Source organism: Tardiphaga robiniae (assembly GCF_013359755.1).
In the GTDB taxonomy this organism is placed as follows: domain Bacteria; phylum Pseudomonadota; class Alphaproteobacteria; order Rhizobiales; family Xanthobacteraceae; genus Tardiphaga; species Tardiphaga robiniae.
In genome coordinates, this window is sequence record NZ_JABMCJ010000071.1 from 62,271 (window position 1) to 88,244 (window position 25,974).

The window sequence follows — 25,974 nt, forward strand, 5'->3', positions numbered from 1 at the left end:
CTATAGCGCGGCCCCCATCGATCAAACAGGGAAATTGGCGTGGCGATCAGACGCGGCGACGGAATGTTGGTCTCGCGCGCCGAGCAACTCATAGATCTGCACTTCGGCGGCAAAGCCTTTCGGCTTGATCCGGGCGACGCTGCGGAAAAGAAACAATGAGTCCACCCGCTCCTTGACGGCTTCGCTGACCAGGACGCTGGTTCCGTAGTCCTTGTTCAGCGTCTCGAGCCGTGACGCGAGATTTACGGTCGCGCCGAGCGCCGTGTAGTTCATGCGGTCGGGTGACCCGATATTGCCGATCATGACATCGCCGACATGCAGGCCAAACCGGGTCTTGTAGACGGGCCAGCCCTCACGCTCGAATTCCTCATTGAGCTTCCGATTGGCTTCGACGCAATCGAGCACAGCGGCGCAAGCCTGCGCGACATGGTTGGTGTGCTCGACGGGGGCGTTCCACAGCCCCATAACCGCATCGCCGATATATTTATCGACCGTGCCCTGATGCGTAGCAATGACGTCCGAAATCGCAGCGAAATAGCGCGACGTGTAGAGCATCACCCGGGTCGGATCTTCGTTCTCCGTCATTCCCGTGAAATTCTCGACATCTGTGAACAGGATGGTCGCTTCGCGGCGCTCTCCGCCCAATTGCATGGCCGTGCCGGTTTCGACCAGTTGCTGAACCAGACGCTTGGGAACGAAATTCGAGAATGTCTGCACCAGCGTACGCATGGTGAAGACCGATCGGCTGAGATCGTCGATTTCGCGGATCGGCGAACGCAGTTGCGGCATCGACGAAAACCGGAAATTCTGGATGCGATCGACCTCGCGCGCCAGAATCCGCAGCGACAGCGACAGTTTGTTGCCGATCCAGAACGCAATCGGTACGGCGGCGATGACGAAGCAAAATGCGAGAATGAAGAGCGTGCGTTTCTCCTGCTCTATCTCGGCATAGAATTCATCGAGCGGAGCGAAGAAGCCAACGCGAAGATTGGCCGATCCAGCCATCTCTACGGGCCTGAATGCCGCCGCATAGGCACGCCCGGTTCCGTCATCGAAGAACTGTTGCTCAACGCCGATCTGGCGCCACGCCTTGATGGCCGCAGTAGCGCCGATCGTATCGACATCGCTCAGTCGCGGCAGCTCCGACAGTTTGTTCGGCACGCTCGTGGCTTCAAGCCAGCGGGACATCTCGGGATGCGCCAGCACCCGGTCGGCATCATCAAACAGGTAGGCCACGCCCGAATGCCCGAGTTGCTGCTTACGCAGCATGGCCTCGGCTTCACTGAGCAGGATATCGCCGGCCACAACACCCCGCTGCCCCTCCACAATGGGCATTCGCAGCGTGTAGCCGATGTCACCGGTCTGATAGAAAATATAGGGCTCGGTCAGCAGACTGGCATTGGGCTCGAAGGCGCCGCGATACCACGGCCGAACGCGAGGATCGAAATCGACAGGCCCGGGCAGACTTGCCAAAGGCCGCAGCGCATCGTCGAGATAGGCGGTCGTGGTCTGAAGCGGTCCAAAATCGCCTGCTTTCACGATCGTGAACAGGCGAAATCTGGCCCCGTCCGGCGCCCCGAAGCGCGCTTTCACCCCAGCTCCCGTTCGGTCGATTAGGTCCATTTCCAGGAACGAGCCGTCCTCATATCCCATGTACAGGCTGAAGAGCTGCTTGTTGTTGCGGAGCATCGACGCCAGCAGGATATTCAGCCGCGGGTTATTCTTGAGCTCCGCGGACTGGACCGATGTGATGCCGCGCAGGATATCCAGATTGTCATGGACGCTCTTGAGCTGCGCATCGATGCGATCGGTCGCAGCCTGCGCGACCACGCTGAGATACGACGAAGCCGCCGTCCGGATGATCGTGTTGACCCTGCTGAAGCTGAGATAAACCAGCGCCAGGCCGACGGTAAGGACGACGCCGACGAACAGCGCAATGATCGACGTCCTGAAGCCAATCCGAAAACGCGATCTCGCCGGCACCGTCATCGCAGGATGCTCCACACGCCAGCCAATCTGGCACCGCATATCGACAGGCCAGACCTGGCTGCGCCGGACGGGAAGTCTCGCGGTATCATGATTCCGTCACACAAGCGCAATTGCCGAGTATCTTTACGGTAAAGAAACCCGATCTGTGCTTACGACATCGGACAATAAGCTCACCTCGTCCAGTACGCCGGCAAGCGCCACGAGCTGCGACGATTGCAATGCCTCAATGGCAACTGCATAATTGAAACAATTGACTATTCTGGCTGTCACTTAAGGAAATGAAGAATGACGGGCGCCGATCTGGGTGTGATCATCCGGCAGACTGCTAAGCAGCAAAACAAGACACTGATGGCAGCCGTCAAGGCACAACGCGATCGCTATGCGGGCCTGGCCGCCAAGGCCAAGGACAAGACCGCCAAGGACCGTTTCAAGCAACTGGCGAAGGACGCGACCGAGCAAGGCATGGCCGCCGCCAAGCGCCTTCAGATGTCCGCCGATAATGCCGCCGATAGTTATGCGCGATCGATGCGTAAGGCCGTTGAAGCACTTCAGATCGCAGAAGCAGCGCAAGCGATGAAGGCTCAGAACGCCGAAAAGGACAAGGCCGCCAAGAAGGCTGTACCCGCCAAGAAAACGGCCAAAAAGGCGAAGAAGCCAAAGAAGCGATAATGCGGGCATAACCTCGCCCGCTCGGCACGATCCGCACCGGAGCTACAAAAGGCCCGGCTTGCGCCGGAATTACATCAGTCGGCCGGCCCACATGTCAGGGCCGGCAGGGCAAAACTCGGTTATGAGACCTTGAGGTTCTCGGCAGACGCCTTGCCGCGATTTTCCACCAGGTCGTATTCGATGGTCTGGTTTTCGTTGAGGGTACTAAGGCCCGCGCGTTCGACGGCGGAGATGTGCACGAAGACATCCTTGTCGCCGACAGTCGGCTTGATGAAGCCATAACCCTTGGTGGGGTTGAACCATTTGACGGTGCCCTTCTGCATCGTCTGTCTCCCGATCTAGATACAAAAAAGACGCGGCCACGCATCATGCGTACCACGCCACAAGCGGGCTTCCCGGTGTCTGCTGAATGTCCTGCTCGCAAAACGCACAGTCGAACGGCCTCAATCCGATTGCGCAAGAATTCCAACATGAAAATTTTGGCTACGCAAGTCTTTGGCTTTTTACGGCAGAGGTTTTGATATCACCGGCCGCGTTCAAGCGTACCTATCGAAAGCCGCTGACCGGACCCATGAGCAGACGTGCCGGATTGAAGTATCGTCGGCCCGCTCTGCGTGAATGGCCATAACGTGATGAAAAGCGACACGAATCCGCTGTGGCAATCGCACAACAATACGCGTCAATCGCCACCAGAGGCGCTCAATGCGCAGCGGCAATGCTCATTGGATCGCGTATGCTCTGCCGCAATCGAACGGCACTGCAGCGACAATTTCGAAACGAGTGACAATGCGCGATCCATCGCGATACGCCCAAACGGACAGGAGCCCAGCTGCCAGTCGGCAACGCCGGACCATTGTACTCGGCCTTGCCGTCGCGCTTGTCGTTGCGCCTTCGCTTGCATCCGCCCAGGTCGCGCCGCCGCCTACCACGCCGCCCCCAACCACACCTCCGCCGGCACCGCCGCTGCCAGCCGCACCGGTGCCATCATCGACCGACTTCAATGCCGGGCAATCCGCAGGCATTGCCATTGGCGATCTCGGTAGCCAGTTCCTGCGCCGCCTCGGCGATCAGGCGAGCTACGGCTTCAACCGCGCGTCGCGCGCCAATCCCGGCGGCGGCGGTGCGTCGGAGACCACCGAGACGCCGCGCTTCCGAAGCTGGGCCGAATTCTACGGCGTTGGCGCGCATACCAGCACGATCGGGGATTTCGTCGGCGACAAGCGCCGAACCATCGGTGGCGTCGCCGGGATCGGCGCGCGGCTGATGCCAGGTGTCAATGTCGGACTGTCGGTGGACCAGAGTCACACCACGATCGATGTTCCGCTCGCCCTGCAGTCTGCAACGCTCGACCTCACGCAGATCGGAGTCAACGCTTCGGTCGACCAAGGCGCCTGGACCTGGGCAATCGCATTGGTGCACGGCTTCGGCGACATCAACTCGCGCCGCGACACCGGCCTGGGGCTCGCGAGCGCCGGCTACAATGCGCGGATCGACGCCGCGCTCACCGAGCTGAGCTATTACTGGAGTTACGAACAGGCACGGATCGTGCCCAAGGCGGCATTCGAATACACCCGCGCGACAACCGGCGCGATGCAGGAGCTTGGCGGCCTCAATCCTGTCAATGCGAGCGGCGCCTCAGCCGAGCGTGCGCGTATCCTGATTGGCGCAGAAGTCGGTCGTTACTGGATATTCGATCAGAAGATTCTGGATCTGTCGGGCTATGCCAAATTCGTCGACAACGTGCATCAGCGCTTTAGCAACGTTACGGTTAGCCTGGGTTCCGAGAGCATCACCGTTCAGGGGATCGGCGAAAGCCAGTACGGCGCGGATTCCGGCGCATCGGCGTCGCTGAGCCTCAGCAACACCGCGCGTCTCTATCTCAATTATGATGGCAAGTTCCGCGCCTATTCGCAGTCCCATCAGGGAACGCTGGGCGTCGAATTCAAGTTCTAGAAACCATCAGATTCCAGAAACAAAAAAGCGGGCGAAACGCAAATGCCCCTCGCCCGCTTTGCGTTTTTATTGAGTTAGGCCGCCTGCTCGGCGTGCCCTGCCATGCTGCGACGACGCCACAGCGTTCCGACAGCGAGCACCACAGCGACACCAATCAGACCGCAGACGATCTCGCCACCATGCCCCCCATTGGTGAAGCGAACGCCAAGGCCCAGCGATGACATTAGGCTGTCGAGGCCAGTGCCGACCGAACCGCTGAAGAAGCTGTGCATCAGCGGCAGGACCGCAGGATCCGTCGCGATCACTTCGCCGGCGACCCAGCCCAGCAGGGCCGCACCGAGCCAGACCAGAACGGGCAGACGGGTCAGCAGCGCCATGATCAGCGCCGCACCGGCGACGATCAGCGGGACGCTGATGGCAAGGCCGAGGATCAGCAGCGGCACGCTGCCATTGGCAGCGGCAGCAACTGCAATGACGTTGTCGAGGCTCATGACAATGTCGGCTACGACCACGATCTGCACAGCGGCCCACAGATGCGAGGCGGCCTTCACGCCGTCCTCTTCTTCCGGTTCGGGTACCAGCAGTTTGGCTGCGATGACGATAAGTGCGAGGCCGCCCACCAGCTTGAGATAGGGCAGCGCCATCAGCGAGGCGACGATGCCGGTGAAGATGATACGAAGGATCACGGCGGCAGCGGCGCCGAGGATCATGCCCCACATGCGCTGCTTCGGTTCCAGACCACGGCAGGCCAGTGCGATCACGAGCGCGTTGTCGCCGGACAGCAGAACGTTGATCCAGATGATCTTGCCAACGGCTACCCAGAATGCGGGCTGCTGCATTTCGACCTGAAATTGAACGAAAACCGACTTGATCGTCGCCGGATCGAGAATATGCAGCAACCAGTCCACAGCGCGCCCCTTTGTTTGTTCGTTTTGATTGGAAAGGTCGGCGCGCCCCCGCGCGCCGACCGGTCGTCAATTCGGCTGGAAGTTTAGCCGACGATCTCGTTGCCCGAGAAGAACTGTGCGATCTCGATCGCCGCAGTTTCCGGAGCGTCCGAACCATGAACCGAGTTCTCGCCGATCGACTTGGCGTGAAGCTTGCGGATGGTGCCATCAGCAGCCTTCGACGGATCGGTTGCGCCCATCACATCGCGATGCTTGAGGACGGCGTTCTCGCCTTCCAGCACCTGCACGACAACCGGACCCGAGGTCATGAAGTCCACCAGTTCGCCGAAGAAGGGGCGTTCCTTGTGAACGGCGTAGAAGGTGCCGGCCTGTTCGCGGGTCATGCGGATGCGCTTTTGCGCGACGATCCGCAGGCCGGCCTTTTCGATCAGCGCGTTGATCGCACCGGTCAGATTGCGCTCGGTCGCGTCGGGCTTCAGAATCGAAAAGGTACGCTCGATAGCCATGATTTATCCTTGAATAACAGTCGCTGGAAGATGGCGGCTTATATCGACGCCATCCGGGAACGGCAAGCGATCCGTCTAAATGTCGCAGGCCCCTTTTTGGCCAATCCCGTGCCGAAATTACCGAGATGTCATCCACATGAACCATTCCTGACAGGATTGGCGCGATCCGGTTCAGCTTCCTCCTCCTAGACTGCCTGCAATGACCCCGGCCAACGGCATTTGCCCCCGGTGCCATGTTCACGGCAGGCGCAACACGCGCCGTACCAGAGGAGATGAGAATGTTCCGCAAGATCGCACTGACTTTGGTTGCAGCGGCCTCATTGGGCGCCGCGGCGCTGGCTCCGACCTCGGCTTCCGCCTGGGGCGGCCACGGCGGATGGCACGGCGGTGGCTGGCATCGCGGCTGGGGCGGACCACGCTTCGTCGGCGGGCCGGTTTACGGCTATGGCGGCGGCGGATGTCTCGTCCGCAGGGTCGTTCCGACCCCGTGGGGACCGCGTTGGCGACTGGTCAATCGCTGCTACTGACGCTCCACGAGCAGAGAAATACCGCCCGGCCGTTCCCTCGGCCGGGCTTTTTCTTGGCAGATCCATTGACGATTCATCGAATTTTGACTCAAACAGCCTCAAATCCATAAATCTTGAAACAATTTCGGCCCGGACGACTTGCCTTAGTGTCATTCAACTGCCACGAGCGCCGGGAAGACAATGCAGAACCAGTTCATCAATGATGGCGAAGAACACATCGACCGCACCACCAGCGTGGCGATCTGCAATGCCATCGGCGAGCGGTTGCGCCGTGATATCGGGTCGGATGATGACACCCTGCCCTCCCATCTCCAGACGTTGATCGACCGGATGCGGCAGCAGGACGAAAAGCGGTAGCCGCTGACGGCATAATTGACCTTCCGCGCACCAGCAGCGAGCAAATCGGGGTTGCCTTTGTGCGTCGCAGCGGTGACAACCCCGCATGCTTTCCATCACAGACATTTCGATCCGGATCGCCGGACGCCTGCTCATTGACGAGAGCACGGTACAGATTGCGCCGGGAGCCCGCGTGGGTTTCGTGGGCCGCAACGGCGTCGGTAAATCGACACTTTTTCACGCCATTCGCGGCGATCTGGCCACCGAAACCGGAAGTATTTCGATTCCGCCCCGCTGGCGTATCGGCAGCCTCGCCCAGGAGGCGCCGGACGGCCCCGAAAGCCTGATCTCCGTCGTCTTGAAAGCCGATCTCGAGCGCGACGCACTGCTGAAGGAAGCCGAGACCGCCTCCGATCCGGAGCGCATTTCCGACATCCAGACCCGCCTTGTCGATATCGATGCGCATTCCGCGCCCGCTCGCGCCGCAGCGATTCTGAGCGGCCTTGGCTTTTCGGCTGAAGCCCAGTTGCGCTCCTGTTCCGAATTCTCCGGCGGCTGGCGCATGCGCGTCGCGCTTGCGGCCACGTTGTTCTCGGCGCCGGACCTGTTGCTGCTGGACGAACCGACCAACTATCTCGATCTCGAAGGCACGCTGTGGCTTGAGGATCATCTCGCCAACTATCCGCGCACGGTCATCGTCATCAGCCATGACCGCGACCTGCTCGATACGTCGGTGAACGAGATCCTGCATCTCGACCGTGGCAAGCTCGTGCATTATCGCGGGACTTACTCAAATTACGAAGAGTTCCGCGCCAACAAGGAGGCGCTCGACGCCAAGAACGTCAAGCGTCAGGAAGCCGAGCGCAAGCGGCTGCAGGACTTCGTCGATCGCTTCAAGGCCAAGGCCTCCAAGGCACGTCAGGCACAATCGCGCGTCAAGATGCTTGAGCGCATGAAGCCAATCTCGGCGCTAGTAACGCAAGACGTGCGCGAGATCGTCTTCCCTGCGCCCGAAAAGATCCTGTCGCCGCCGATTCTCGCGGTGGACAATGTGTCGGTCGGCTATGAGCCCGGCAAGCCGGTCCTCAATCAGGTGACACTCCGCATCGATACCGAGGATCGCATTGCCCTGCTCGGCTCCAACGGCAACGGCAAGTCGACGCTGGTCAAGCTGCTGGCGAACAAGCTGAAGCCATTTTCAGGATCGATCACGCGCGCCGACAAACTGTCGATTGCTTACTTTGCCCAGCATCAGCTCGACGAGCTGGTGATGGACAACTCGGTCTATGATCACGTGCGCAAGCTGATGCCCGACATGCCGGAATCGAAAATCCGCGCGCGTGCCGGCAATATCGGCTTTTCCGGCAAGGCCGCGGATACGATCGTAAAAAGCCTGTCCGGCGGCGAAAAGGCGCGGCTACTGCTGGGGCTCGCGACTTTCTACGGTCCGAACATGATCATTTTGGACGAACCGACCAACCATCTCGATATCGACAGCCGCGCAGCGCTGGCCGAGGCGATCAACGAATTCCCCGGCGCAGTGATCATGGTCTCCCATGATCGCTATCTGATCGAGGCCTGCGCAGACCAGCTCTGGGTCGTGGCTGACCGCACCGTCACCAATTTCGACGGCGATCTCGACGACTATCGCAAAGTCGTCATGCAAGCCCGCGGCATACGCACGCCGACACGCGATCGCGCAAACACGGACCGCGAAAAGCTGGCGAAGCCTAAAGAAAAGAAGGTCCCGCTCAAGCAGCAGGTCGCCGAAGCAGAATCCGAGATGGAGCGGATCACCGCCATCATCGCCAAGATCGATACTGCGCTCGCATTGCCTGACCTGTTCAAGAAAGATCCGAAGCAGGCCACGCAACTCACCAAAGCGCGCGCCGCTGCGGCGGACGCATTGCAACGCGCCGAAGAGCAATGGCTTAGCGCGAGTTCTCTGCATGAAGAAGCGAACGGCTGAAAACGCAGCGGTCGCTTACTTCGACATCATCACGAAAAGATCAGGTCGCGGCGCGCTTCTTCGCCTTCGGACGCGCGGTCTTCGGCTGCTCAACTTCCGGACCGCGTTCGACCACGGTCAGACGACCGGCGGTAAACGTATAGATGCCAGCGCGCGGACCGCGCAGATAGGTCAGCACGGCAACGCGATCGCCGCGCGGGCTGGTCGATAGACTGACATTGTCGGGTGCGCCTGCACCACGCGCCACGTCGCATTCGGTATGGCCGAGCGCCACGACGCCAGTTTGAACCGGCGCACCTGCGGTACCATCGGCAAGCGCGTTGGCATCACGCGGCGCCATGCCCGGGCACGCACCGTCCGCGCTGATGAGATCCTGCGGACTGACGGCCTGCTCAGGCGACAGCGGCGGCGTCTCAATCGAAACATTCTTGATGAACACGCGACCTGGCTTGGAGAACCAGTCGGCATCCTTTGACAGCAGGTCCGTGGAGAATGCGTCACCGCCCACGCCGGCGCAGCCAGCAAGCAATGGCGCAGCAAGCAGCAGCACGAGCAGACCGTTTCGATGAAGCTTTTCTTGTCGCACGATTACGCAACCCCAAGACAGGCGATAAGCGCCTGTAACATCATTCATTTGCGGCACCACCATGACACAGCGGCAGATACCGGTGAGGAAATCTACAATTATCATTAATTGCAGCAGATCGCCAATCGGCAGCTAATTCTTGCGCTGCCACCGGCCACGTTCATCGGTCTGCCAGTAAGTGGCCGTAAAGCCCCTCGCCTTACAATCAGTCCAGGCTGCTCGCGCTGCAGCGAGCGCATCGGAATCGTCACCGTTAAATACCAGCACCATGCGCTCATAGCCGTCGGCATCCGCCGGCACTGCTGCGCTGTCCACAAGGAACCGGACCTGGGCACGATTGGGATTCCCCTCTTCGATCGCGAGAATGATCGGCTGATCCGCAGCGTCCGCCACACGCCAGGTGGCGTGCGGCAGAAATGAATCATCACGATAGGTCCACAAATGCGCATCGAGCGCATCGGCGCGTTCTTCTGACGTGGATTGCACGACGACACGCCAGCCGCGCTCGAGTGACTTCTCGAGCAGCGGCGGCAGCACGCTCTCCAGCGTCATGTTCTGCAGGTGATAGAACAGGACCTCGGTCATCGTGTCGGACTACTTCTTCGCCTCGTAATAGTCGGCCACAAGCCGATCCAGCAGCCGCACGCCGTAACCCGAGCCCCAGCTCTGATTGATCTCTGTCTTCGGCGCGCCCATGGCGGTGCCGGCGATATCGAGATGCGCCCACGGCGTATCGTCGACGAAACGCTGCAGGAACTGCGCCGCAGTGATCGAGCCGCCATTGCGCGTGCCGGTGTTCTTCATGTCGGCGAATTGCGAGTCGATCTGCTTGTCGTATTCCGGACCGAGCGGCATCCGCCAGACACGTTCGCCGGTGGTCTGTCCCACGGTGGACAGACGCTCTGCGAGTTCATCATTGTTGGAGAACATGCCAGCATATTCGGTACCGAGCGCGACCATGATCGCACCGGTAAGCGTCGCCAGATCGACCATGAATTTTGGCTTGAACTTCTTCGCCACATACCAGAGCACATCGGCCAGTACGAGGCGACCTTCAGCGTCGGTGTTGATGATTTCGATGGTCTGACCGGACATCGACGTCACGATGTCGCCCGGACGCTGCGCGTTGCCATCCGGCATGTTTTCGACGATGCCGATGGCGCCGACCACATTGACCTTGGCCTTGCGGCCCGCGAGTGCATGCATCAGGCCAACGACGCAGGCTGCGCCGCCCATATCGCCCTTCATGTCTTCCATGCTGCCGGCCGGCTTGATGGAGATGCCACCGGTATCGAAGGTGACGCCCTTGCCGATGAAGGCGACGGGCTGCTCGCCCTTCTTGCCACCGTTCCAGCGCATCACCACCATGCGGCCGGGACGCACAGATCCCTGGGACACGCCGAGCAGCGCGCCCATACCAAGCTTGGTCATTGCCTTGACATCGAGCACTTCGACCGTGACGCCGAGCTTCTTTAACTCACCGGCGCGTCGCGCGAATTCAGCGGGAAACAGCACATTCGGCGGCTCATTTACGAGCTCGCGGGCCAGCACGACGCCGTTCACGATATGATTGCCCGGTACAAAGGCCCTCTTGGCTGCGGCGACGTCACCGACGGCCAACGAAACCGCGACGCTGCCGGGCGTCTCGTCGGCATCCTTCTTCTTGGTTTTGTAACGATCGAATTTGTAAGCGCGCAGCAATACACCGGAGGCGACCGATGCCGCCTGCTCCGGCGTCATGGCCCCCGAAGCGAGTTCGGCGATCACGGTCACTGCATCACTGCCACCGCCGACCTTGCCGGCGAGCACGCCGCCAAATTTCAGCAGATCGGTCTCCTTCAGATCGGCCGGCTTGCCGGTGCCGATCACGATGAGACGCGACGCCTTGATGCCGTCCGGGGCCAGGATGTCGAGCGTCGATGCACTCTTGCCCTTGAACTTGCTGGTTGTAGCCGCGCGCTTCACAGTTGCTGCGGCGTCCCCGAGAGCCTTGGTCGCGGCAGGACCGAATTTCAGCGTTTCGTCGCAGAACACCACAAGAGCACCGCGCGCAGCAGTGGCAAACGGGACGAAGCCGACCTTGACGGCGTCGGACATGGCAAATTCCTCCAGAAGATCAGGGCTGTCGCAGGGGTCGGCGCGGAATCCGGTCAGTGCGGCGGGGTTCAAGTGTTTTGTTGTCGTCGCAGCGTGAACCGTCAAGACAGGTTCTGACCGAAACCGCCAAGGATCGATAGTTTCTTGTCCCCGAGGGAAACCAAACCGCCCGTAACCCACGATTCGGGCATTGCCTGTGTCCGAATGTGTCGACTCTGGCCTTAGGTGACGGTCTTGCCAACGAATAGGCCCCACCGACGGATCCGCCCCCTCGTCGCCACGCGGGTTGCGAAGCATTTCAGTGGCCCAAGGGACACATCAGGCACATAATTAACCATATCTTGAGCGAGCCATCCCCCGGCCATTTTGTTGACCAATCAAAGGGATGCTAAGTGAGATGATGGGCTTGTGAAGGTCGCGGCATGTCCTTTTGGGGGTCCCCTCGTGGGATTGGACATGCCGGCGGCTTTAACGGCCGGAATGGGGATTGATCGGACCGATGGGGTCTATCGACAGGTATATTTTCCGCACGACGCTAGCTTCGTTTGCGGTGGTTCTGGTCAGCCTGACGGGCGTGATCTGGATCACGCAAGCGTTGCGCGGAATCGACCTGATGACGAGCCAGGGTCAGACCATTCTGACCTTCCTCGGCGTCACCAGCCTGGCGATTCCTGTTCTCGTGCTGATCATTGCTCCAATCGCCCTGATGATCGCGGTGTCCCACACCCTGACCAAGCTCGCGACCGACTCCGAAATCATCGTGATGAATGCCGCCGGCCTGTCGCCGCGACGGCTGTTTCGTCCCTTCCTGTTCGCGACAATGGTCGTATCGTTGCTCGTGGCATTCATTGGCTCATATCTGGCACCGGATGGTATGCGCCGGCTGAAGCGCTGGGACGCCGAGATCACGGCCGACGTTCTGGCGAATATCCTGCAGCCAGGCCGCTTCGCTCAGCTCGATCAGAACCTGACTATCCGCGTCCGGGAGCGTCAGCCCGGCGGATTACTGGTCGGGATTTTTGTTGATGATCGTCGCGATCCCAAAGAGCGCGTCACCATCATTGCCGACCATGGCACGGTGCTGAAGAACAAGGATGGTTCGTTCCTGATTCTGGAAGACGGCAATCTGCAGCGCTTTGAGACGGGTAAGACCGACCCCGCCATGGTGGCGTTCGGCCGCTATGCTTTCGATATGTCGAAATTCTCCAATCGCAGCCAGGACGTCACCTACGGAATTCGCGAACGGTATCTCTGGGAATTGATGGTGCCGCCCGTGGATGACCCGCTTTACAAGCAGGTCCCGCGGCAGTTTAGCGCCGAGATGCACGACCGCTTGATGGCGCCGATCTATCCGCTGGCCTTTGCCGCCTTGACCTTTGCATTCCTGGGCTCGCCACGGACCACGCGGCAAAGCCGCAACTTCTCGATGGGCAGCGCGATTGCCGCGGTGTTCGGCCTGCGCATGGCGGGCTTTGCTTGCTCCGTCGTGGCAGCGAAATCGGACTTCGCCGCACCGCTTCAATATGCCTTGCTGGCGACAGCGATCGGCGTCAGCTTCTGGATCATCTCAGCCGGGATTGTGGTGGAACCGCCGGCCAAGCTGGTGGAAGCAATCAACAGATCCAACGAGCGGTTGTTGCGCCTCTTCCGACGGCCAGCCGCCGCATGAGCATGATCACCAACACCATCGGCAGGTATTTCGCGGGTCGCTTCCTGGTGGCAGCCTTGGGCGTGTTCACCAGTATCTTCATGCTGCTGGTGCTGGTCGACTACATCGAGATGGTCAGGCGCACCTCCGGGCTGGCCTCGGCCTCCGCTCTGATGGTGGCGCAGACGTCGCTGTACCGGGTGCCCCAGTTGCTCGAGAAGATGATGCCGTTTTGCATCCTGATCGGCGCCATGACCTGTTATCTCGCGCTGTCGCGGCGGCTCGAACTGGTGGTCGCCCGCGCCGCCGGCGTCTCGGCCTGGCAGTTTATTTCCCCTGCACTGGCCAGCGCTCTCATTCTGGGCGTGCTGGCTACTGTGGGCTACAATCCCCTGTCGGCCAACCTGCGCGAGGAATCGAAGCGGATGGAGGCCCAGATGTTCGGCGATGCGCCGGGCGGCGGCGTCCAGGACGCCTCCGGCTTCTGGATCAACCAGGTCAACCGCGAGGGCCAATCCATCATCAATGCCGCCCGCAGCGAGCAGCAGGGCGTCCGCCTGACCGGCCTGACCGTGTTCCGGTTCGACACCGAATCCCAGTTCAAGGAACGGATCGAAGCTCGCGAGGCATCGCTGGAGCCCGGCCGCTGGTTGTTCAAAGGGGTGCGACGCTACACCCTCGATTCGCCCGTGGTTGAGCAGGACAGCATGTACCTGGCCACGACCCTGACCCCGCTGCAGGTCAGAAACAGTTTTTCGACCCCCGAAACAGTGTCATTTTGGCAACTTCCTTCGTATATCAAATCCTCAGAGAGTTCGGGTTTCGCGACGGCGGGGTATCGCTTGCAGTATCATAAGCTTATCGCACAGCCGTTTTTGCTGGTTGCGATGGTGATGCTGGCTGCTTCCGTGAGCCTGAGGTTCTTTCGGATGGGCGGTGTCCAGAAGATGGTTTTGAGTGGCGTGGGCGCAGGCTTTCTGCTCTACGTCCTGTCGAAAGTTACGGAAGATTTGAGCAAGGCTGAGTTGATGCATCCGATTGCTGCGGCGTGGCTGCCTGTGTGTGTGGGCGGCCTCACCGGCTTTTTGGCCTTGTTGTACCAGGAGGACGGATAGTGGCTGTGTTTGCCGCCCTCCGTGAGCAGGCATTTGATTGGAAGCTGCGCATGACCGTGCGCGGTGACCGTTTCTGCACGTCTGGCGTACTGGCCCCGGTGCTCGCAACCGTTTTGGGTCTGGCGGCTGCATTTGGCGTCGCGGCGACGACCCCGGCGGCTGCCCAGAGTTTCACTTACAATCGCCCCGCCACCCGGCCGAAGCCGCCGCCTGCCGCCCAGACCGGGCAGATGCTGGTCCAGGCGACCGAGGTCAATTACGACTATAACAACTCGCGCGTCGCCGCAGTCGGCAGCGTGCAGATGTATTACAACGGTACGTCCGTCGAAGCCGACAAGGTCATCTACGACCAGAAGACCAAGCGCCTGCACGCCGAAGGCAATGTCCGCATGACGGACGCCGACGGCAAGATCACCTATGCTAACCTGCTCGATCTCAGCGACGACTACCGCGACGGTTTCGTGGATTCGCTGCGCGTCGATACGGCCGATGCGACGCGCATGGCCGCGACACGCGCCGAGCGCACCGCCGGCAACTACACCGTGTTCCAGAACGGTGTCTACACGGCCTGCGCCGCCTGTAAGGAAGATCCGAAGAAGCCGCCGCTGTGGCAGGTCAAGGGTGCCCGTGTCATCCACGACCAGACCGAAAAGATGATGTATTTCGAGGACGCCCGGATCGAGTTCTTCGGCGTGCCCCTCGCCTATATCCCGTATTTTTCGACGCCCGATCCGACGGTGAAGCGCAAGACCGGCTTCCTGATGCCGTCGCCCTCGCAGAACACCAATTACGGTTTCGGTGTCGAAACCCCATTCTATTGGGCGATCGCTCCCGACTACGACGCGACGATTTCGCCGCGCTACATGACCAAACAGGGCCTGTTGCTCCAGGGTGAATTCCGCCAACGCCTGATGGATGGTGCGTACCAGATCCGTGCCTACGGCATCAATCAACAGGATCCGAATGCCTATGCTGGTCAGGTCGGCCAGAAGGATTGGCGCGGCGGCGTGGAGTCCAAAGGCCAGTTCGCGCTGAACGACAAATGGGTCTGGGGCTGGGATGCGGTCGCACTGAGCGACTACAATTTCCTGCAGGATTACCGGCTGTCGATGTACCGGGACCCCTATGCCTCGTTCCTGAACCTGCAGACGGAAGCCGTTTCGCAGCTCTATCTGACGGGCGTCGGCAAGCGCAGCTTCTTCGATGCGCGCACAATCTACTACCTGAGCTTCTCCGGCAGCCAGAGCCAGGTCCCGGTCATCCATCCGGTGATCGATTACAACAACGTCCTGAACCAGAACATTCTCGGCGGCGAGTTCAGCTACAAGTTCAACATGACCAGCCTGAGCCGTGATCAGGCAGCGTTCACTGCAATCAATAGTAAGATTGATCCACTGACCGGCTTGAGCCCTTGCAATATTCTCTCGGCGGACACGGCCTCACGGACGCCAACAAACTGCCTGATGAACGGCATTCCCGGCACCTATACCCGCGTTACCGGCGAAGCACAGTGGCGCCGTTCCTATACGGACTCGTTCGGCCAGATCTTCACGCCGTTCGCGATCCTGCGCGTCGATGCGATCGATGCCTCGATCTCAAACCAGCCCGGCGTGTCCAACTTCCTGCCGACCGGTGACACGACAGCGCTGCGGGTGATGCCGACCGTAGGCGTCGAATATCGCTATCCGTTCATCAACGTTCAGCCGTGGGGCACCACGACACTCGAACCCATCGCTCAGGTGATCATTCGTCCGAACGAAACCTACGCCGGTAAGTTGCCGAACGAAGACGCGCAGAGCATGAGCTTCGACGCGAGCAATCTGTTCAGCGTCAACAAGTTCTCCGGTTACGACCGTGTCGAAGGCGGTGGTCGCGCCAACGTCGGCGTGCAGGCTACCACACAGTTTGATCGTGGCGGTTCCGTCAAAGTCCTGTTCGGTCAGTCCTATCAACTTTTCGGCCTGAACTCGTTCGCAGTCGCCGATACGACCAACACCGGCGTCAACTCAGGACTGGCCACCTCGCGGTCAGACTACGTCGCCAGCCTCGCCTATTCGCCGAACCGCACTTATACGGTCAGTACCCGTGCTCGCATCGACGAAGCAACCGGCAACATCTCGCGCTTTGAGGCGGAGGGTCGCGCGAGCTTCGACCGCTGGTCGGTCAGCCTGATGTATGGCAACTATGCACCGCAGGCGGAATTGGGCTACCTCACTCGCCGCGAAGGCCTCCTCGGCACCGGTTCGATCAAACTGGCATCGAACTGGGTGGTCACCGGTGGCGCGCGCTGGGACCTTGAGGCCAACAAGATCAACCAGTACACGGTCGGTGCCGGCTATGTGGACGATTGTTTCGTGCTCGGCGTCAATTATGTCACGTCCTACAACTACGTGAGTAACCTGAGCACGCCGCCCGTTCTGAGCCATACATTCATGTTCCAGATTGGCCTGCGGACAATTGGCAATACCACGTCTGCGAGCGGAACCGGCGGCACTTACTAGTATCGGTCGTTTGTGCCGTGAAATCTCCGTTTTCCGTCGCGATGTATGCGAATTCTGCTTTCAAGAGAGCTTTGACACCGCGGTTTTGACAATGATGGGTACGATGATTTCCGGACGCGTTCTGCAAGCCACTTTGGCGACGGCAGTTACCCTTCTCATTTGTGCGGGATCACCGGCTCGGGCGCAGTCCGTCGCTGTCATGGTGAACGGCGAGCCCATCACCAATTTCGATATCGAACAGCGCACCAAGTTGAATGCACTGTCCGGCGCGAAGACGAACAGCCGCCAGGACGTGATCGAGGAGTTGATCAGCGAAAAGGTGAAGATCAAGGAAGGCAAGAAATACAGCGTCGATCCCGGTGCTTCGGAAGTCGATGGTGCATTTCAGAACATGAGCTCGCGCATGCGCCTCACGCCGGATCAGCTGGTGCAGTCACTGGCGTCCAAAGGCATCCGCCCGGACACGCTGAAAAGCCGTTTGAAGGCCGACATGGTCTGGAACGCGATTGTCCGCGGGCGCTTCAAGCAGAGCCTGCAGGTCGGCGAAAAGGAAGTCGATGCAGCCGTCCAGAGCGCTGGCGGCGATGCCATGACCGAAGCGTTCGAATATCAGATGCGGCCGGTTGTGCTGGTCGTGCCCCGCGGTGCGGCGTCCGGCATGATGGAAGCGCGGCACAAGGAAGCCGAAGGGCTACGCGAGCGTATCCAGAGCTGCGAAGACGCCAACCGTACCTTCAAGTCGATGCAGAATGCGACCATCCGCGATACGGTCGTCAAGACCTCTGCCGATCTGCCGCCGTCGCTGCGAGAACTGCTCGACAAGACCCCGATCGGACGTCTCACGCCTCCGGAAGTGACCCGCCAGGGTGTCGAAATGGTCGCTCTATGCGCGCGCAAGCCGACCAAGGTCGATACCCCGAAGAAGCGGGAAGTCCGCGACAAGATGTTTGCCGACAAATTCGAAGCGAAGTCGAAATCCTACCTGCAGGAAGTGCGCAAAGCGGCGATGATCGAATATCGGTAGTTTCCGATCCGGCTTAGGCCGCGACTGGCTTAGGGCGGCACCATGACCAAACCTCTTGCGCTGACATTGGGCGAACCGGCCGGCATCGGCCCGGACATTGCCATCGCTGCCTGGCTGCGTCGGCACGAACTCGACCTGCCCCCGTTCTATCTGCTTGGTGACCGAGACTTCATGGCGGAACGTGCCAAGACGCTCGGCCTCGACGTCAGGCTGGCCGATGTAACGCCCGCCGGTGCCGCTGAGACGTTTGCTGACGCGTTACCGGTGGTGTCGATCGGGCAGACGGTCACCGCGCCTCCCCGTCGTCCTGACGCGTCCAGCGCACCCGCAGCCATTGCCTCGATCCGTCAGGCGGTCGCGGACGTGGAAGCCGGCCATGCCGGCGCCGTCGTGACCAATCCGATCGCCAAGAGTGTGCTCTATCGCGCCGGTTTCACCCATCCAGGTCACACCGAATTTCTCGCCGAGCTTGCCGCCCGCGACGGAAAGGTCCCGCTGCCGGTGATGCTGTTGTGGTCGCCCGAACTGGCCGTGGTGCCGGTCACGATCCATGTCTCGCTGCGCGATGCTATTGCCCAACTGAGCGGCCCGCTGATCACTGCCACCGCACGCATCGTGGTCAACGACATGAAGACCCGTTTCGGCATCAAGCGGCCACGACTGGCCATTGCTGGCCTCAATCCGCATGCCGGAGAAGACGGTTCGATGGGCGACGAGGAGCAGGCGTTCATCATGCACGCGGTCACCGTATTGCAGAACGAAGGCATCGACGCACGCGGGCCTTTGCCCTCCGACACCATGTTCCATCCGGCAGCCCGCGCGACCTATGACTGCGCGATCTGCATGTATCATGATCAGGCGCTGATCCCGATCAAGACCATCGCCTTCGATGAAGGCGTCAACGTCACGCTCGGCCTGCCCTTTATCCGCACCTCACCCGATCACGGCACCGCCTTCGACATCGCCGGCACCGGCAAGGCTAATCCGTCGAGCCTGATTGCGGCGCTGAAACTCGCGGCCCGCATGGCTGCGACGCAATCCGCATGAGCGGGATCGACGATCTGCCGCCGCTGCGTGACGTCATCAAACGTTTCGATCTGCAGGCGCGCAAATCGCTCGGCCAGAATTTTCTGCTCGATCTCAATCTCACCGCACGCATCGCCCGCGCCGCCGGCCCGCTGGAAGATTGCACGGTCATCGAGGTTGGCCCCGGTCCCGGCGGCCTCACCCGTGCATTGCTGGCCGCCGGCGCCAGGCGCGTCATCGCCGTCGAGCGTGACGAGCGCGCGCTCGGCCCGCTCAAGGAAATCGCCGCGCACTATCCTGGTCGGCTCGAGATCGTCATCGGCGACGCCCAGACCTTCGATCCGCGCTCGATGCTATCAGGCGAGCGCGCCAAGATCGTCGCCAACCTCCCCTATAATATCGGTACGCAGCTCCTGATCGACTGGCTGTGCACCGAGCCGTGGCCGCCCTGGTACGACATGATGGTGCTGATGTTCCAGCGCGAGGTCGCCGAACGCATCGTCGCGGTCGAAGATGACGAGGCTTATGGCCGGCTCGGTGTGCTGTCGAACTGGCGCGCCGAAACCAAAATCCTGTTCGACATCTCGCCGGCCGCCTTCACGCCGCCCCCGAAGGTGACGTCATCGGTCGTGCGCCTCGTTCCCCGCGCGGAGCCAGAGGCCTGCGAACGACGCCTGCTGGAACAGGTGGCCGCTGCAGCATTCAATCAGCGCCGCAAGATGCTGCGGCAGAGCCTGAAGTCCCTCGGCGTCGATCCGGAGCGGCTCGCCGCAGCTGCCGATGTCGACGTTACCCGGCGCGCCGAGACGGTTCCGGTGTCGGGCTTTGTCGCGATGGCGCGCGAATTATCCAAGATCCGAAAAACCAAGAGCGTTACGCCGACGCCTTGATCTCCTGCGCCGGGCTCCTGATCGCGGCCCACATGAAACATGTGCAGGCGAGTGCCACGAACATCGGCAGCCCATGCGTCAGTCCCTGCATCGCAGCGCCGGCGAAGACCGGGCCGATCAGCGCGCCTGCGCCCCACATCAGTCCCATCGCCGCATAGATACCAACCAGCTGGCTGCCGCTGAAGCGACTGCCGACAATGGTCAGCATGATCGTATAGATCCCGACGAACACACCGCCCCACACGAACAGCAAAGGATAGATGGTCCACGGCGACAACAGCGCCCATGGCCACACGAGCGCACCGATCACCGCCAGCCCCGCCAAAGCGATGATCATGCGACGTCGGTCGAGCTTGTCGCCAAGCCAGCCAATCGGGAGCTGCAGCACAATGGCGCCTATCATCATGCACGACATCAATTGCGTCGCTTCGGTCTCGAGCCAGCCGAGCTTCACGGCATAAAGCGCGAGGAACGACAGCCCAGCGCTTTCCACCGTTGCATGCAGAACCGTTGCCGCCATCGCGATCGGCGCCAGCATGATGAAGCGCAGCGGATTGGCATCCACGGGTTCATCGAACACCGGCTGCGCAATCCCGGGCATCGCCAGACACATCAAGGCAAGGATGGAGAAGCCCGCGCCGACCCAATAGGCCATTGCGCCCTGCGTCCCCACAAGGGACAGCGTGAGCGGCCCCAGCGCGAAACCAACCGAAAGCGCGGCAGTATAGGCTGCCATGGCGCGGGCACGGGTCGCGTCGGTGCTCAGGCTGTTCAGCCAGGTTTCCGACATCACGAACAGGGTTTCGGACGCAGCGCCAAGCACGATGCGGAGCGGAAACCAGAGCCAGATCGACGGCACGGCCAGAAACAGCAAGAGCACCACAACAGCGACGGCCAGCGCACCGATCACCATACGCCGCATGCCGATACGGGCGGCGAATCTTGGCAGTACAAATGCCATCGCCAGCACACCGACCGCATGCATCGCAGCATTCGCCCCGATGAACGCGTCGGACGAGCCGCGTTCTGCGAGATCCAGCGCAATCAGTGCGGCACTGAGGCTGTAAGTCAGGCCGAAGATCATCGCTGCCATGATCACTGCGGCGCGCGACCAGAGCGTGGAACCGGGTATGGAACCGGCTGGAGACTGCATGCGTGACCCCACGGTGAACGCAGAGCTCCTCGCATAAAAACATTAATCATCCGCTGGCTATATCTGCCCTGGAAAACCGGGATCATGGGTAACCGATGATACGACTGCTGCTCCTCCTGCTGGGCGCGGAAGTGGTGCAACGACGCTGGCGGTTGCTGCTCGCGATCGGCGTGCTGTGGGCTGCCTTGGGCCTCGCTATCGTGATCGACGCGTTCGATGGCAGCACGATCGTGCGGCCGCATTACTTCGGCTACCTGCTGCTGCTGGAAGGCATTGTCAGCCTGCTGGCTGCTCTGCTTGCCGTCAAACGTCGGCCCTATCAGTTCGCCAAGGCCGTTATCCTGATCGTACCGGCCGTTATCATCATCGCGCTGCCGCGTCATTCCAACCTGTTGATCGCGATGCTGCTGGGCGGCGTGCTGCTACTCGACGGTAGCGCGCGCATCGTCAGCGCCTGGCTGGTGCGCTTCGAGAACTGGCGGATGGCGATCGGTGCTGGTGCGGTCGAACTGATGCTCGCCGCCACCACGCTGGAGCCGTGGCCGACCTGGTACGAGGGCACGATCGGCTTTAACATCGGCGCGTTGCTGATCGTATCGGGACTGAGCACGACGTTGCTGGCTAATCGCTTGCGGCGATTGCCACCGGATGCACCGATCTCGATGCTGGTGGGCGGCGCGTTTCCGACCGCATTGTGGGTGCCCGCCACGCCGGATGATGCCGGCAAGGACGATCTCGTCGTGCATGTCTGGACACCCACAGGGCCCGGCCGCAGCGCGCGGCGCCGACCGCTGGTGGACCGCTATATTGCAGCCGTCGACGCCAATGGCATCGTCTCCACCGGACATGCAGCACTCGAGCTGGCGCCCAATGTCTATGTCAGCCACTACCCCGCCGTCGAAATTGATCGCGCGCCGGATGAGTTCGGCCGCGTGCTGCGCGCTGGCGTCGAGAACGACCTGCCCGGCCGTTTCCAGCCGAGCTATCCCGAAGAAGCAGACGGATGGTGCGAGGCCACTGCACATATCCGTTTCACGCGTATCGACCGCGTTCGCGTCCGCCACTTCTGGCGCACATACCGCGTTGATACGACCTACAACCTCACCAGCCGCAACTGCTCGACCGCCGTGGCACACGCGCTCGATGCAGGCCTCGAAGGTGTGCTTGGACGCACCGATCGGCCTTGGCGTGCATTTTTCCAGGCCGTGGCCACGCCCGAATTGTGGGTTGCAAGCGTGTTGCGACGCCGCGCCGAAGCAATGGCATGGACGCCCGGCCTGATCCTCGACTATGCGCGGCTGCTGCAGGCGGTGGTCGAGCCCGAGCCAGAACAAATCTCCCCCGCATGGTCGCGCCTTAGAAGGCTCAGCATTCGTCGCGCAGCCCGGGCCCGCATGCGCGCGACATGAGTCTCTCAAGACGACCGCGACGTGGGCAAGAAGGTGCGAACCTGGCGCTCTTTCGCACCCTTGAACTCGCCCCCATCCTGTGATTGCTAGGATGCAACGAAGTCTAGGGAAAACAAAAATGGCTCTTTTGAAACGCCAGTCTCTGGTGAAATTCGACGCTCCGCTCTGCGAAACCATCGTCGACACACCGAAGCCGCAGGGCAAGGAAGTGCTGGTCCGCATCGAGTGCTGCGGACTCTGTCATTCCGACCTGCACATCCAGGACGGCTATGCGGATCTCGGCGGCGGCAAGAAGCTCGACACCACGCGCGGCATGACGCTTCCCTTCACCCTCGGCCACGAGATCGCCGGCATCGTCGATGAAGTCGGCCCCGATGGCGATCAATCGCTCATCGGCAAAAAGAAGGCCGTCTTCCCGTGGATCGGCTGCGGCAAATGCCGCGACTGCCTTGCAGGCGATGAGAACCTCTGCGCCAAGAACCGCTTCCTCGGCGTGTCGCTCGACGGCGGTTTCGCGACGCACGTGCTTGTGCCCGACGAGAAGTATCTGCTCGATTACGATCCGCTACCGATCAACATGGCGGCGACTCTGATGTGCTCGGGCATCACCGCTTACGGCGCGCTCAAGCGTCTCGTCGATCGCCCGCGGCAGCGCAACCTACTGCTGGTGGGTCTCGGCGGCGTCGGCATGGCGGGTCTCGCGCTGGCCCAGGCGATGTTCAAGCAGCCGATCTCGGTGGCCGATCTCAATCCGGCGGCACGCGAAGCCGCGCTCAAGAACGGCGCCGCCTTCGCCTATGACCCTTCCGAGCCCGATGTCGCCAGGCGCATGGTGAAGGAAAACGATGGCGGCTTCGATGGCGTGGTCGACTTTGCCGGCAACGACAAATCCATGAACTTCGCGGTGGCCACCGTGGCGCGGGGCGGCAAGATCGTAGTGTCCGGCCTGATGGGCGGCGAGTTCAGCCTGCCCATGGTGCAATGGATCTACAAGCGTATGACCGTCGAGGGCTTCATGGTCGGCACGCTTGAGGAAGCCAAGGAGCTGATGGCTCTGGCCCGCGCCGGCAAACTCAAGCCGACGCCGATGAAGGCGGAACCGATGGGCGATGCCCAGAAGTGGATCGATGAACTGCGCGCCGGCAAGGTCGTCGGCCGGATCATGCTGACCAACTGAGCTGAGGCCTTGGCCCGGATTGCGCTTCATGCGATCCGGGCTAGGATATGTCCCATTGCAGGATGGGATTCATGGACCATTTCGTCCAACCGGTCAGGTCGCTTGCGCGAATTGCCGCGCTGATAGCCCTGACTTTGCTGCTCTCGGTCAGCGCTGCATTGGCCGAGAAGCGCATTGCGCTTGTGGTCGGCAACTCCGGCTACCAGAACATCACCCGCCTCGATAACCCGAAGAACGACGCGAAGCTGATGGCGGAGACGCTGAGCGGTCTCGGCTTCACGTTGATCGGCGGCACTGCGCAATTGGACCTGGACAAAAGCGCACTTGATCTCGCCGTGCAGAATTTCGGGCGGCAGGTTCAGGGCGCTGACGTCGCCCTGTTCTATTACGCGGGCCACGGCGTGCAGGTCAGCGGCTCCAATTACCTCGTGCCGGTGAACGCCAATCCGACCCGCGAGGCGGATGTCGATTTCCAGATGGTCGATATCAATCTGGTGCTGCGCCAGATGCAGGGCTCCGGCACGCGGCTCAACATGGTTATCCTGGACGCATGCCGGAACAATCCGTTCGGGTCGCGTGGCCTGCGCGCCTCGGAAGGCGGCCTTGCCCAGATGCGCGCACCGGAAGGCACCCTGATCTCCTATGCGACCCAGCCCGGCAGCGTGGCGCAGGACGGCAGCGATGGTAACAGCCCCTATACCAAGGCATTGGCGAGTACCGTGCGTCAGGCTGGGCTTGATATTTTCCAGACCTTCAATCAGGTCGGCCTTGCCGTGAAGCGCGCCACCGGCGGCTCGCAACAGCCTTGGGTGTCGTCATCGCCGATCGATGGCACATTCTACTTCGTGGCACCAACCGCCACCGTGCCGCTCGTCGTGCCGCAGAAGGCCGTGCAGGAAGCACGCCTGCCCGATGCGCCACGGATCGACTTCGACAAATTGCCGATCACCGATCCAATCAAGCTTACGGAAATCAGCGATCGGCTTTATGAGCTGAATTTCGATCCCGAACCGCTGAACAGCAAGAATGGAATCGCGGTTGCGATCCGCGATTTCCAGGTCAAGGGCGGCATGCCACCAACGGGAGAAGCGACCGAGGGCCTGCTGCAGCGTTTGCGCAGCGCGAGCGACCAGAAACAATGGGGCTCGATCGTCTATGACATCAAGAACAAGAAATGGGGCATGTCGTGGGATCAACCGTCCCGCAAGTCAGCCGTGACCAAGGCACGCGCCCAATGCGGCACGGCTCCCTGCCCGCTCGAACTGTCGTTTTACGGAGCGAATTGCGGCGCCTTCGCAGCTCTCGGCGGCAACTGGTCGCTTGTCGCGCGGCCCACGCTTGCACAGGCGCGCGATGCGGCCATCGATCAATGCACCAAAACAGGAAAATCATGTCCGATTGTCGGCGCCATCTGCGCCAACGCCACGATGGGGCCTGACGCGAAATTGTAAGTTCGATCTTTTTTTGAAAGTTATTGAACATGATTTTTCGATCTGGACTTCTGATTGGTTTGGCCATTCTGATATTTTCGGGAGACACAGCTCTGGCACAGGGCGCAACCGGTGGCAGCCTTGGCAATGACAGCAAGACGCTGTCGGGCTCCTCCCCCGAATCCCGATCAGCGGCGCCTGCCCAACGCGAAAGCTCCGAACGCCGCGCGCCGCGCCGTCAGACCGCGCCGCGCAACCGTGGCGAGGGCGCGGGAGGCGGCGGAAATTTCGACGGCGCCTGGTCGATATCGAGCGTAGGCACCTCCGGCTGTTCCGACACATTCACGGAAAGCTTCGTCGTGGCCAACGGAAGGATGATCGGCAAAGACGGCAGCGCCCCGGTCAGCGCCAACGGGACAGTGCGCGGAAGCGGAAACTACAGCGGCATCCGCGTCACCAGCCAGGGTCGCCTCTCCGGCCGTACCGGTTCGGGAGTTTTCCAGCGATCCGATGGATGCTCGGGCCGCTGGGTCGCAAGCAAGCAGTAACCGCCCATGACAATCCCGCAGATCATCATGAAATCCGTCATCCTCCCCTGTCTGCTCATCATCGCACTCGGCGGCAGCGACGCATGGAGTCAGGGCGCAACCGGCGGCAGCCTCGGCAATGACAACAAGACGCTGTCCGGCTCGTCTTCCGAGCCGCCTGCCGCCAAGCCAGCCCGCCGCGAGCGATCCGAGCAGCGTGCAGCTCCAGCCCGCCGCGGCGCTGGTGAGGGCGGCAGCGCCGCCAGATTCGACGGCATGTGGCAGATCACTTTCACCGGTCAGTCGGCGGTGTGCGCGGGCAAAACCGCCAGCAGCACATTGACGATCTCCGGTGGGAGCGTCGGCGGGGGCGGTAGCATCAGTCCAAGCGGCGTATTGCAAGGGGTCGGCAGCAACGGCAGTGTGAGCGCGGTCATGACCGGCCGCCTGTCCGGCCGCGGTGGCGGCGGCTCGATGCAAATGTCGAATGGCTGCACCGGTCGCTGGACGGCCGGCAAGCAATGATCGGCGGCA

General features: G+C 61.3%; 24 protein-coding genes. 16 read left to right on the forward strand and 8 right to left on the reverse strand.

The window, feature by feature from the left end; genetic code table 11:
* Positions 1 to 21: 21 nt before the first annotated feature.
* Positions 22 to 1,989 (reverse strand): adenylate/guanylate cyclase domain-containing protein, encoded by a 1,968-nt coding sequence (locus HP556_RS04975; RefSeq protein WP_175366128.1) that lies wholly within the window; start codon positions 1,987 to 1,989, stop codon positions 22 to 24.
* Positions 1,990 to 2,274: 285 nt separating this feature from the next.
* Here HP556_RS04975 and HP556_RS04980 point away from each other — a divergent pair, with 285 nt between their 5' ends.
* Entirely contained in the window at positions 2,275 to 2,658 is a 384-nt protein-coding gene (locus HP556_RS04980) for a hypothetical protein (protein WP_093758309.1), read from the forward strand.
* 119 nt (positions 2,659 to 2,777) lie between these two features.
* Here the strand turns inward: HP556_RS04980 and HP556_RS04985 are convergent, their stop codons facing one another.
* Complete coding sequence (locus HP556_RS04985) at positions 2,778 to 2,981, reverse strand: cold-shock protein (RefSeq protein WP_089263958.1); 204 nt, start codon at positions 2,979 to 2,981, stop codon at positions 2,778 to 2,780.
* Between the two features lie 463 nt (positions 2,982 to 3,444).
* On the opposite strand from HP556_RS04985, the gene HP556_RS04990 reads away from it, so the two are divergent.
* The gene (locus HP556_RS04990; RefSeq protein ID WP_175366129.1) at positions 3,445 to 4,611 is read left to right on the forward strand and encodes an autotransporter outer membrane beta-barrel domain-containing protein; all 1,167 of its coding nucleotides are present in this window, start codon (positions 3,445 to 3,447) and stop codon (positions 4,609 to 4,611) included.
* A gap of 74 nt (positions 4,612 to 4,685) precedes the next feature.
* Here the strand turns inward: HP556_RS04990 and HP556_RS04995 are convergent, their stop codons facing one another.
* Positions 4,686 to 5,519 carry a TerC family protein gene (locus HP556_RS04995; protein ID WP_089263957.1) on the reverse strand — a complete coding sequence of 278 codons (834 nt, stop codon included), beginning with the start codon at positions 5,517 to 5,519 and terminating at the stop codon, positions 4,686 to 4,688.
* Between the two features lie 83 nt (positions 5,520 to 5,602).
* A complete protein-coding gene (ndk, locus tag HP556_RS05000) occupies positions 5,603 to 6,025 on the reverse strand; it encodes a nucleoside-diphosphate kinase (protein ID WP_068731078.1) in 423 nt (140 codons plus the stop codon).
* Positions 6,026 to 6,303: 278 nt separating this feature from the next.
* Between ndk and HP556_RS05005 the strand changes: the two genes are divergently transcribed.
* The 3 genes from HP556_RS05005 to HP556_RS05015 all read left to right on the forward strand — a co-directional run bounded on the left by HP556_RS05005 (position 6,304) and on the right by HP556_RS05015 (position 8,857).
* Positions 6,304 to 6,552 carry a sulfur globule protein precursor gene (locus HP556_RS05005; protein WP_175366130.1) on the forward strand — a complete coding sequence of 83 codons (249 nt, stop codon included), beginning with the start codon at positions 6,304 to 6,306 and terminating at the stop codon, positions 6,550 to 6,552.
* A 180-nt stretch (positions 6,553 to 6,732) separates the two neighbouring features.
* On the forward strand, positions 6,733 to 6,909 hold the full coding sequence (locus HP556_RS05010) for a hypothetical protein (RefSeq protein WP_175366131.1): 177 nt from the start codon (positions 6,733 to 6,735) through the stop codon (positions 6,907 to 6,909).
* An 85-nt stretch (positions 6,910 to 6,994) separates the two neighbouring features.
* Positions 6,995 to 8,857, forward strand: coding sequence for an ABC-F family ATP-binding cassette domain-containing protein (locus tag HP556_RS05015; RefSeq protein WP_089263954.1), 1,863 nt, complete (start codon positions 6,995 to 6,997; stop codon positions 8,855 to 8,857).
* A gap of 40 nt (positions 8,858 to 8,897) precedes the next feature.
* Here the strand turns inward: HP556_RS05015 and HP556_RS05020 are convergent, their stop codons facing one another.
* From HP556_RS05020 to HP556_RS05030, 3 genes are all read right to left on the reverse strand, one after another.
* The gene (locus HP556_RS05020) at positions 8,898 to 9,491 is read right to left on the reverse strand and encodes a hypothetical protein (RefSeq protein ID WP_246297406.1); all 594 of its coding nucleotides are present in this window, start codon (positions 9,489 to 9,491) and stop codon (positions 8,898 to 8,900) included.
* An 84-nt stretch (positions 9,492 to 9,575) separates the two neighbouring features.
* Positions 9,576 to 10,028: a DNA polymerase III subunit chi gene (locus tag HP556_RS05025; RefSeq protein WP_175366132.1), complete on the reverse strand. Its 453-nt coding sequence runs from the start codon at positions 10,026 to 10,028 to the stop codon at positions 9,576 to 9,578.
* Positions 10,029 to 10,037: 9 nt separating this feature from the next.
* Positions 10,038 to 11,540 carry a leucyl aminopeptidase gene (locus HP556_RS05030; RefSeq protein WP_175366133.1) on the reverse strand — a complete coding sequence of 501 codons (1,503 nt, stop codon included), beginning with the start codon at positions 11,538 to 11,540 and terminating at the stop codon, positions 10,038 to 10,040.
* 499 nt (positions 11,541 to 12,039) lie between these two features.
* On the opposite strand from HP556_RS05030, the gene lptF reads away from it, so the two are divergent.
* The 6 genes from lptF to rsmA all read left to right on the forward strand — a co-directional run bounded on the left by lptF (position 12,040) and on the right by rsmA (position 19,744).
* A complete protein-coding gene (gene lptF / locus HP556_RS05035) occupies positions 12,040 to 13,209 on the forward strand; it encodes an LPS export ABC transporter permease LptF (protein ID WP_068731073.1) in 1,170 nt (389 codons plus the stop codon).
* Entirely contained in the window at positions 13,206 to 14,303 is a 1,098-nt protein-coding gene (gene lptG, locus HP556_RS05040; RefSeq protein ID WP_175366134.1) for an LPS export ABC transporter permease LptG, read from the forward strand. The genes lptF and lptG overlap by 4 nt, the downstream gene beginning before the upstream one ends.
* A 50-nt stretch (positions 14,304 to 14,353) precedes the next feature.
* The gene (locus HP556_RS05045; RefSeq protein WP_175366135.1) at positions 14,354 to 16,804 is read left to right on the forward strand and encodes an LPS-assembly protein LptD; all 2,451 of its coding nucleotides are present in this window, start codon (positions 14,354 to 14,356) and stop codon (positions 16,802 to 16,804) included.
* A 94-nt stretch (positions 16,805 to 16,898) separates the two neighbouring features.
* A complete protein-coding gene (locus HP556_RS05050; RefSeq protein ID WP_420878646.1) occupies positions 16,899 to 17,828 on the forward strand; it encodes a SurA N-terminal domain-containing protein in 930 nt (309 codons plus the stop codon).
* 42 nt (positions 17,829 to 17,870) lie between these two features.
* Positions 17,871 to 18,875, forward strand: a complete 1,005-nt coding sequence (gene pdxA, locus HP556_RS05055; protein ID WP_175366136.1) for a 4-hydroxythreonine-4-phosphate dehydrogenase PdxA — start codon at positions 17,871 to 17,873, stop codon at positions 18,873 to 18,875.
* Positions 18,872 to 19,744: a 16S rRNA (adenine(1518)-N(6)/adenine(1519)-N(6))-dimethyltransferase RsmA gene (gene rsmA, locus HP556_RS05060; protein WP_175366137.1), complete on the forward strand. Its 873-nt coding sequence runs from the start codon at positions 18,872 to 18,874 to the stop codon at positions 19,742 to 19,744. The genes pdxA and rsmA overlap by 4 nt, the downstream gene beginning before the upstream one ends.
* Here the strand turns inward: rsmA and HP556_RS05065 are convergent.
* The gene (locus HP556_RS05065; RefSeq protein WP_175366138.1) at positions 19,728 to 20,897 is read right to left on the reverse strand and encodes an MFS transporter; all 1,170 of its coding nucleotides are present in this window, start codon (positions 20,895 to 20,897) and stop codon (positions 19,728 to 19,730) included. The genes rsmA and HP556_RS05065 overlap by 17 nt on opposite strands.
* Positions 20,898 to 20,992: 95 nt before the next feature.
* Between HP556_RS05065 and HP556_RS05070 the strand changes: the two genes are divergently transcribed.
* The 5 genes from HP556_RS05070 to HP556_RS05090 all read left to right on the forward strand — a co-directional run bounded on the left by HP556_RS05070 (position 20,993) and on the right by HP556_RS05090 (position 25,965).
* A complete protein-coding gene (locus HP556_RS05070) occupies positions 20,993 to 22,306 on the forward strand; it encodes an HdeD family acid-resistance protein (protein WP_175366139.1) in 1,314 nt (437 codons plus the stop codon).
* 118 nt (positions 22,307 to 22,424) lie between these two features.
* Complete coding sequence (locus HP556_RS05075; protein ID WP_175366140.1) at positions 22,425 to 23,483, forward strand: alcohol dehydrogenase; 1,059 nt, start codon at positions 22,425 to 22,427, stop codon at positions 23,481 to 23,483.
* A gap of 71 nt (positions 23,484 to 23,554) precedes the next feature.
* Positions 23,555 to 24,934, forward strand: coding sequence for a caspase family protein (locus HP556_RS05080; protein WP_120292551.1), 1,380 nt, complete (start codon positions 23,555 to 23,557; stop codon positions 24,932 to 24,934).
* A gap of 59 nt (positions 24,935 to 24,993) precedes the next feature.
* Positions 24,994 to 25,461, forward strand: a complete 468-nt coding sequence (locus HP556_RS05085) for a hypothetical protein (protein ID WP_147421726.1) — start codon at positions 24,994 to 24,996, stop codon at positions 25,459 to 25,461.
* 27 nt (positions 25,462 to 25,488) lie between these two features.
* Complete coding sequence (locus HP556_RS05090; RefSeq protein ID WP_175366141.1) at positions 25,489 to 25,965, forward strand: hypothetical protein; 477 nt, start codon at positions 25,489 to 25,491, stop codon at positions 25,963 to 25,965.
* The last annotated feature ends 9 nt before the right edge of the window (positions 25,966 to 25,974 follow it).